Origin of the sequence: Collinsella sp. BIOML-A6, from assembly GCF_009875845.1 — a bacterium.
GTDB classification, from domain to species: Bacteria; Actinomycetota; Coriobacteriia; order Coriobacteriales; family Coriobacteriaceae; genus Collinsella; species Collinsella aerofaciens_H.
Genome location: NZ_WWSL01000018.1, coordinates 41,799 through 50,707, shown reverse-complemented (window position 1 = coordinate 50,707; position 8,909 = coordinate 41,799). Strand labels below are relative to the sequence as shown.

Below are 8,909 nucleotides of genomic sequence, written 5' to 3'. Positions count from 1 at the left end.
GGGGCCGCGGGGGCGTTCGGCTAACTGCGGGAACGGCCTATTTGCTCAATGTGTTCGGCTGAGATCGGAAATCAACCCTTTTTTCGTAATCCTTTTTTCGTAATCTTACGGACAGCTGTCTCCACAACTTGACGATAAACAGTTTGCCCATACGCCTTTGGGGTAAAGTATCCCAGACATACGATTCTGGAACGATTTTTCGAGAAAGGTGCCCGCGTGCTCAAAGCAGTCGTTTTCGATATGGACGAGACGCTTCTTAGCATTAACCTCAACGCGTTCATCCTTCGGTATTTTAAGGATGTCTCGTCGATGCTCGCGGATATCGGTCGCCGCAGCCGCGGTGGCACGATGGCACGCCTGGGCACGATTCTGGTCAACCTCAACGCCAATCGTCGAAGCGGCACGGATAATCGCACCAATCTTGAGTTCTACCAAGAAGAGGTTGAGCGCCGGTGCGGCATTTGCCTCTCGGACCCACTCATCTACGAGGCGTTTACCTACTACGATCGTGAAGTCCTGCCGTACAAGAACGATGACGTAATCAATGCGAAAGCCATGCCGGGTGCGCACGCCGCGCTTCAGGCGGTACAGAACGCGGGCCTGCGCTGCGCGCTCTTTACGAACCCCAGCTTTCCCCAAGGCGCCATCGAGTGCCGCATGGGTTGGGGCGGCCTGGCCGACGTCCCCTTTGAGCTCGTCACGCACATGGGAAACGCCACCCGCTGCAAACCCGATGCCACCTACTATCTAGAGCAGCTTCAGGTGATGGGGCTCAAGCCGCACGAGGTCCTTATGGTGGGCAACGATCCCAAGCGCGACTTCCCCAGCCCCGCCTATGGTATTCAAACCGCCTATGTTGGCCAGGGAAAACCCGGCCGAGCCACCTGGCGCGGAACCATGGAAGACTTCGCCCGCGACTTTAACGCCGTAATCGAAGCCTTCTATGAGCACCAAGTAGCCGACGAACTGTCGTAAGGGTTAGTCGTTGGGGACGTTCTTAAACGACTAGTCAAACAAGAACGTCCCCAACGACTACATACAAACATTGTTTGACGGCAGCCGTTCCAAACAAAATAGCGCCGCAGGTTGAGCATAAGTCAGCGAAAACGCCCCTAAGCGAGCAATGTGCCTTGAACGAGGAGGGCATAGGCCTTCTGGCCATGCCCGACGATTGAAAGGCAGATTGCCGCTTAGGGGCGTTTGCAGCGGCAACTGGTTGCGCGGTTTGGTAAAACCGCGTAACTAACAGACTTGGGTTTTGCCAATCATAATGTTGAGAATCTCGATGTCGGTATCCTTCATACCCACACGGCCCACATAGCCCATGCTGGCGATCGTCTGCTCGACGGTATCCTGAATGAGGCCCTCACCGGCACGAAAGCCGCGACCCTGCATGGCCATATCGTGGCCCAGAATCGCCGCATCGACGGCAGCGGAAATCTTGGCGGCACAGCTTGCCTTGGCGCCATCGCACACGATGCCGCCCACGTTGCCGAGCGTGTTCGAAACCGTCGCGCCAATCTGCTCGCGCGTGCCACCGCACAGCCAGGTAATCGCAGCGCCGGCGCCGCACGCGGCGCAAATAGCACCGCAAAACGCCGAGAGCGCACCGATATAGCTCTTGATATGCACGGCGATAAGATCGGACAGCATCACGGCGCGCACCAGGCGCTCGTGGTCGCAGCGCAGGTACTCGGCATACTCCATAACGGGCAAGGCGCAGGTAATGCCCTGATTGCCCGAGCCGCACACAATGACGACCGGCAAAGCACAGCCGTTCATGCGAGCGTCGGACCCGGCGGCTGCACGGGCACGGGCACGACAGGCGACGTCATCGGCACGAGCACCCAGCAGCGTACGGCCCACCTCGGCGCCCCAAGCGTGCGCGAGGCCCTCGGCACTGATCGCACCGTTCAGCTCAATCTGACGCTCAACGGCGGCGCGGGCGCCATCGATGTCGCCGTCCTCGATGAAGTCGATGATGGACTCGATCGACATGGGCGTGTCGGCGCTATCTGCCGCACGCTCGGCCACGACGCGCTCGGCGCAGGCGGCACACTCCCCCGCCGACTTGCCGCATACCGGAATACCGTCAAGCATATGGCACGTGACATTGGTGTGGTGGTCGGTAATCTCGACGACCGCGATATGACCACCGGCCGTGGCAGTCACCTTGATGTAAAGGTTGGGCACACCCTCGGCAAGCGACACATCGCAGTAACCGGCATCGGCGAGGAGCTCGGCCACGCGAGCACGATCTTCGTCGTTAACGCTCTCGAGCACCTCGAGCGCGCTCTTGGCGTCGCCACCCACGGCACCCAGCACGGCCGCCGCTTCAATACCGTGCATACCGCCCGAGTTGGGCACGGTCACGCTCTTAACGTTCTTGATGATATTGCCCGAGCAGGCAACATCCATATGATCGGGTTCACAACCGAGCGTCTGGCTCGTCAGCGCCGCTGCATAGGCAACGGCAATAGGCTCGGTGCAGCCGAGCGCGCAGACAAGCTCGCGGTTCAAGACATCGCAAAATGCGGCATCGCGGATAGAATCGGTAGGCATAGGTATCTCCTGCTTGCATAACGGACTGGGCTCTCGATAGTAGTTAGCTCTATTTATTTGATAACAATGCATCAAAAACCGCAACCCAAGTTCCGGCGGACGGTGTTCAAGCGCAAAGTGACGGCATTCATGCATGAGAAGCTAGTCTTGTTGCATGCTAAAGCGTTTGACCAAAAAACGCCCGAGCGATTACACAAAAGTCGCGCTATCATGCAGTCGAACGCGGTAAAACCTTTAGCAATTCCGCCGCACGGACCAGAGAGGAACCATCCATGAAGATCGGTATCGGTAACGACCACGCCGCCGTCGAGCTCAAGAACATCATCTCCGAGCACCTGAAGGAGCGCGGCTATGAGGTCGTGAACTTTGGAACCGACACCTCCGAGAGCTTCGATTACCCCATCGCCGGCTATAAGGTGGGCAAGGCAGTAGCCAACGGCAACGTCGATCTGGGCATCCTGATCTGCGGCACCGGCGTCGGGATCAGTCTTGCCGCCAATAAGGTCGAGGGCGTTCGCGCCGTCGTGTGCTCCGAGCCCTTCAGCGCCAAGCTCTCGCGCATGCACAATAACACCAACGTGCTCGCCTTTGGTGCCCGCGTCGTGGGCTCCGAACTTGCCAAGATGATTGTCGACGAGTGGCTCGACGCCGAGTTTGAGGGCGGTCGCCACGAGCGTCGCGTAAATCTCCTCAATGAGATCGACCAGACCCGCGGACTCAAGGTCGTCGACGAGGCCTAAACTACTTAGCGAAAAAGCTCACAGCAAGGTGCCCGCTCGGAACACACATCCGGGCGGGCACCTTTGTAGATTTTTGGGACATGCCTAGAAATCTACTGGTATAAAAAAGAGCGCCGCGGATGGAGTTCCGCGGCGCCCAAGCCACACGCTAACAGCTTTAAGGAGTCAAAGCTGGTTTAGCCAAAGAAACGCTTGATCTCGATCTCGGCGTTCTCCAGGCAGTCGGAGCCGTGGATCACGTTGGCGTTGACATCGACGGCAAAGTCGCCGCGGATGGTGCCAGGGGCAGCGTCGAGCGGATTGGTGGCGCCCATAAGGGTGCGCATCTTAGCAACAGCGGAAGAACCGGAAACGACCATCTTGACGACCGGACCGCTCGTCATAAAGTCGCACAGACCGCCAAAGAAGGGCTTGTCGGCCAGATGGGCGTAATGCTCCTCGGCGGTAGCGCGCTCGAGCGTGGTCATCTCCATGCGCTCGATGACAAGGCCGCTGCGCTCAATGCGAGCGACGATCTCGCCGATCTTACGGTCGCGCACAGCGTCGGGCTTAATCATGATGAAGGTCTTCTCGATAGCCATAGGGTAGCCTTTCAAGTAGGTTCGCGCGTGCCCAAGTCCCATTCCGGCACCCGCCTGGACTGCATCGTAACAGAGTTTTAGATGCAGTTAAACAAAAGCTGTTTTTTGAAACGTTACAATTTATTAAAGCGTTCCATATGTGTCACTTATGTTTTGAAGTCCGATTAGAGTACCATCCGACCGAGCATCATCCGCATCGAACCGAGCAGACGGTCGGTTGCCGCCCGTGGACGTACCCCCTTCACAACCCGCCCAAAGGTCCTACAGAAGTTCTCGACATGTTCCTCCCCCATAGCAACAAAATACGGGCGCCCGCAACAGCAGACGCCCGCAACAGCAAAACGATTTATCAATACATGGTCAAAGCCGCTTCAGCCAAAACCTTACTTTGCCCCGTGTCCCATCTCAACGACCCTGGTTAGCGACCCAAACACACCTTCGTCGGAAACGAGTTGCGCCTCGGCACGCTGCAGCTGCACGGCAACGGCGGCAGGGGCGGTACCGCCCTCGGTCGTGCGCGCAGCGACAATCGACGGAATGTCGAGAGCCTCGGTAATGTCGCGCTCAAAGAGCGGGCTTGCCTCCTGGAACACCTCAAACGGCAGGTCCTCAAGATTGCAGCCGCGCTTCTCGCACATCAAGACCAGATGCCCCACCACGGCATGTGCCTCGCGGAACGGCAGACCGCGCTTAGCCAGGTAATCGGCAACATCGGTGGCGGCAAGGTGCCCCACGCCGCACTCGCGCGCCATGGCATCCTCGTTGACGGTCCAGGTCGAAATCATTCCGGCCATAACGGACAGGCACTGCATGAGCGTATGGGCGGTATCGAGCGCGCCCTCCTTGTCCTCCTGCAAGTCCTTGTTATAAGCGAGCGGCAAGCCCTTCATGGTCACGAGCAGCTGCACCAGGTTGCCATAGACTCGGCCGCTCTTGCCGCGGATAAGCTCGGCAAAATCGGGATTCTTCTTCTGCGGCATGATGGACGAGCCGGTGGAGTAGGAGTCGGAAAGCGTGATAAAGCCAAATTCGGAGCTCGACCACAGCACGATTTCCTCGGAAAGACGCGACAGATGCATCGCCATGACGGAGCCGGCGTAATGCAGATCGAGCAGGAAATCACGGTCGGAAACCGCATCGAGCGAGTTGGGAATCACGCCCGCAAAGCCAAGTTCGGCAGCCGTCATCTGGCGATCGAGCGGATAGCTCGTACCGGCAAGCGCGGCAGCACCCAGCGGGCAGTTGTCAGCGGCATCAAAGGCGGCCTTCAGGCGCGTAAAGTCGCGCGCGAACATCCAGGAAAACGCCAGCAGATGATGCGACAGCAGCACGGGCTGAGCATGCTGCATGTGCGTATAGCCCGGCAGAATCACCTTGTCGTACTTCTTGGCCGCATCCACCAGTACATGGCGCAGCTCGAGATTGGCCTCCATGAGCTCCTTGGCCAGTGCCTTGACGCCCAAGCGCGTGTCGGTCGCCACCTGGTCGTTGCGCGAACGTCCGGTATGCAAGCGCTTGCCAGCCTCGCCGATGCGACGCGTCAGCTCGCTCTCGATAGACATATGGATATCCTCGTCGTTGATATCGAAGCAGAAGTTGCCGGCATCGATATCCTGCTCGATTCCGGTCAGGCCCTCGGCAATCGCCTGCTCGTCCTCGACACTGATGATGCCCTGGGCGGCCAGCATCTTGGCATGCGCCTTAGAGCCGGCGATATCCTGTTTATAGAGATGCTTGTCGACCGGCAACGACGCGCCAAACTCCTGCGTGACCTCGGCCACGCCCGCCTCAAAACGACCGCCCCAAAGAGCCATGGAATCGTCCCCTTTCATCAAATACCAAACCAAGCGCCCAACGAAATGCGCCATGTCGCTAAAGCGATTTACCAACCGCTAGTTTTGCACATTCCCCACTGCGTGCGGGGCCATAGCGCTAATTTGCAAAGAAGTGACGCACCAGGCACTTGGCGCCCATCGACTCCCGCCAGCCGTTGCTCGCCGAGCCGTCAATCCATGCCTTCAGGCTCATCGGGACCTCCTCGACCTTTGCAGCATCGAACTCGGGCGCGAGGGAGAGCAAAGCATTCGCGATAGCATTGAACATAATGGATACTCCTCAGATATATATAGGCGCAGAGCCGCCAAATTGATAGAAAGAGCCCCACCGGACAACCCCGGCGGGGCTCGGACTCAGCCGCAGTCGCGGCATCATATATGCGGGCGGAACGTAGGGGCCACCGATGTTAAGAAGTGTCAGCAAGCATAACGAAAGGTAGGGACCCCATGCGCCCGTTATGTATCACGCGGATGGGCCGCGCGGATACCAAGAAAAGGAAGCTTTAAGCCTGGGCGGCAGCAGAGCTGGGACCCTGGACCTTAGCCCACGTCTTGAGCGACAGCGTATCGATCTCGATAAAGCCGGCGCTGGCCTTCTCGTCAAACGTGGTGTCACGGTCGTAGGTGGCCAGGCCATAGTCGTAAAGGCTGAAGGGGCTCTTGCGGCCGACAACATGGCAGTTGCCCTTAAAGAACTTCAGACGAACGGTGCCGGTCACGAACTTCTGGGTGTCGGCCATAAAGGCATCGAGTGCGTTTTTGAGCGGACTATACCACTGGCCGTTGTACACGACGGTGGCCCAATCCTGCTCGAGCTTAATCTTGGTCTTGAGTAGGTCGCCCTCGACGCAGATATCCTCGAGTGCCTTGTGGGCGGTGATGAGCGTCAGGGCGCCGGGAACCTCATAGCACTCGCGGCTCTTGAGGCCCACCAGACGGTCCTCAACCAGGTCGAGACGGCCAAAGCCGTTGTCACCCGAAATCTTGTTGAGGGCGATGACGATCTCGGAGAGCTTCATCTTCTTGCCGTCGACGGCGACGGGCTTGCCCGCCTCAAACTCAATCTCGGTATACGTCGGGGTGTCGGGCGTGTCCTCGGGATTCTTGGTCATAACCCAGGCGTCGTAGAGCGGCTCGTTCCAGGGATCCTCCAGGTGGCCGCACTCAATGGCACGACCCCACAGGTTGTCGTCGATGGAATAGGGGTTGTCGTTGGCACCCTCGGGAACCGGCACGTTGTGGGCGTGAGCATAGGCGACCTCGTCGGGACGGCACTTCAGATCCCACTCGCGAACCGGGGCGATAACCTTAAGCTCGGGGTCGAGGGCTTTGACGGCAGCCTCAAAACGAACCTGGTCGTTACCCTTGCCGGTGCAGCCGTGGGCGACGTAGGTCGCGCCAAACTCGTGAGCGACCTCGACAAGCTTCTTGGCGAGCAGCGGGCGGGACAGGGCGGAGAGTAGCGGGTACTTGTTCTCGTACATGGAGTTGGCGGCGATGGCCTTAGTCAGGAACTCATCGGAGAACTCGTCGCGCAGGTCGAGCACCTGGCAATCCAGAACGCCCAGGTCGAGGGCCTTTTGCTTCTTGGCGTCCAGGCCGGTCTCCTCCTGGCCCACATTGCCGCAGACACAAACGACATCGAGATTCTTTTCGTCCTGGAGCCACTTGACACATACGGATGTATCAAGACCACCGGAATATGCGAGAACGACTTTTTCCTTGCTCATGGCTGTTTCCTTTCGCCCTTGGTAGCTAGTTAGAACATCGGTCAGGTGCAAGTCATTTCAAGGTCACTTATCGTGCAATATCAGGTTAAATAGCAAAAATCAGCACATACATGCCCTAGAAACATGCGTCTATGTCGTGCTAAAACCCAACGACCTCAAAATGACTCTGTTGGGGCATTTCACCCCATACGGACAGAGACGATTGTTATCGTCGTCGGGAAATTGCGCGCTGGCGTCGGATGGCATTGTCTGCAGTGGTGATGATCTGTACGAACTGCATCTGCCTCTCCTTTCACGTATCGCCGGGCGCAATTCAAATATCGCAAACGGTACCTTTTCTTCGGTAAGCGGTTCTTTCGCCATCTCCGTTTTCGATGGTCGCTATATTACGATAAAGTGCTCGCTGTACAAGCGACAAATTCAAATTTCTGAAAAGTTTTTTCATTAGTTTGTGAATTACTGTGCAAATACGCACCATTCCTGCGAAAATACGCTCGATTAAATAGCAGAGGGTCATTACGCCCGAAACAATCTGGAAACGGAAAGGCGCATTTTATGCAGACTTACGAATCAGACGCTAACATCGGCAAGATTAAACTCATCGCCGTCGACATGGATAAGACGCTGCTCACCGACGAGCGCGTGTTGCCCCAGGGTCTTGACGAGCGCCTGGACAAGCTCGCCGACGCCGGCATCGTGTTCTGCCCCGCCAGTGGACGTCCCGCCCCCAGACTCGAGGAAATGTTCGAGAGCTTTAAGAACCGCCTTGCTTTTTGTCCCGACAACGGAGCCTGCGTCATCTATCGCGGCAACTATATCTATAAGAGCAACATCGATGTGGCGCTGTATCAGCAGGTCTTGAGCCGCGCCTCGGAGGATTCTCGCGCGGTCCCCGTCCTGTGCTGCTTCGACGAGTTCTACGTGCTTGCCCGCGACCATCAATACCACGACGAGATCAGCGTCTACTACAACACGATCAACTACGTCGACAGCTTTGAGGGCATTGATGTCGCGTCCAACAAGATCTCGATCTTCTTCCCCGCCTATGACGCCGAGCCCGCATTCCGCGAGACCTATAGCCCCGAGTTCTCGGACAAGCTCTACGTCACCAACGCCGGGCGCGAGTGGATCGACTTTATGAACCTGGGCGTCGACAAGGGCGCCGGCGTCGCGCACCTGTGCGAGCACCTGGGCATCGATATTGCCGATGCCGCCGCCGTGGGCGATACCTACAACGATATTCCCATGCTGGAGCGAGTCGGGCATAGCTTTATCGTGGACAATGCCGAGGAGCATATGAACGCGCACGCCAAGTGGCGCATTCCGAGCAACAACGACGGGGGCGTACTGACGCTCATCGACGCCATCCTGGCGGCTCGTTAAACTCGCCGCCATGCCCGGGGCCGGCCGTTTGATTTTTGCTCGGTCAGGTCCTGGGCTCGCTCGAAGAGCACATTAAGT

The 8,909-nt window shown here is 57.9% G+C and carries 8 protein-coding genes; 3 read left to right on the top strand and 5 right to left on the bottom strand.

Annotated features, from left to right (window positions below; all coding sequences use genetic code 11):
* Positions 1-216 precede the first annotated feature (216 nt).
* Positions 217-975, top strand: a complete 759-nt coding sequence (locus GT495_RS07280) for an HAD family hydrolase (protein ID WP_161162117.1) — start codon at positions 217-219, stop codon at positions 973-975.
* A 267-nt stretch (positions 976-1,242) separates the two neighbouring features.
* Here GT495_RS07280 and GT495_RS07275 read toward each other — a convergent pair whose 3' ends face one another.
* Positions 1,243-2,562 carry a serine dehydratase subunit alpha family protein gene (locus GT495_RS07275; protein WP_161162116.1) on the bottom strand — a complete coding sequence of 440 codons (1,320 nt, stop codon included), beginning with the start codon at positions 2,560-2,562 and terminating at the stop codon, positions 1,243-1,245.
* A gap of 272 nt (positions 2,563-2,834) precedes the next feature.
* Between GT495_RS07275 and rpiB the strand changes: the two genes are divergently transcribed.
* Entirely contained in the window at positions 2,835-3,302 is a 468-nt protein-coding gene (gene rpiB / locus GT495_RS07270) for a ribose 5-phosphate isomerase B (RefSeq protein ID WP_156597342.1), read from the top strand.
* Between the two features lie 176 nt (positions 3,303-3,478).
* Here rpiB and ndk read toward each other — a convergent pair whose 3' ends face one another.
* The 4 genes from ndk to GT495_RS07250 all read right to left on the bottom strand — a co-directional run bounded on the left by ndk (position 3,479) and on the right by GT495_RS07250 (position 7,448).
* The gene (gene ndk / locus GT495_RS07265) at positions 3,479-3,883 is read right to left on the bottom strand and encodes a nucleoside-diphosphate kinase (protein WP_156062832.1); all 405 of its coding nucleotides are present in this window, start codon (positions 3,881-3,883) and stop codon (positions 3,479-3,481) included.
* Positions 3,884-4,266: 383 nt separating this feature from the next.
* On the bottom strand, positions 4,267-5,697 hold the full coding sequence (argH, locus tag GT495_RS07260) for an argininosuccinate lyase (RefSeq protein ID WP_161162115.1): 1,431 nt from the start codon (positions 5,695-5,697) through the stop codon (positions 4,267-4,269).
* Between the two features lie 118 nt (positions 5,698-5,815).
* On the bottom strand, positions 5,816-5,986 hold the full coding sequence (locus GT495_RS07255) for a hypothetical protein (RefSeq protein WP_161162114.1): 171 nt from the start codon (positions 5,984-5,986) through the stop codon (positions 5,816-5,818).
* Between the two features lie 235 nt (positions 5,987-6,221).
* Positions 6,222-7,448 (bottom strand): argininosuccinate synthase, encoded by a 1,227-nt coding sequence (locus GT495_RS07250; protein WP_161162113.1) that lies wholly within the window; start codon positions 7,446-7,448, stop codon positions 6,222-6,224.
* Positions 7,449-8,003: 555 nt separating this feature from the next.
* Between GT495_RS07250 and GT495_RS07245 the strand changes: the two genes are divergently transcribed.
* Positions 8,004-8,831, top strand: coding sequence for a Cof-type HAD-IIB family hydrolase (locus GT495_RS07245; RefSeq protein WP_161162111.1), 828 nt, complete (start codon positions 8,004-8,006; stop codon positions 8,829-8,831).
* Positions 8,832-8,909: the final 78 nt, after the last annotated feature.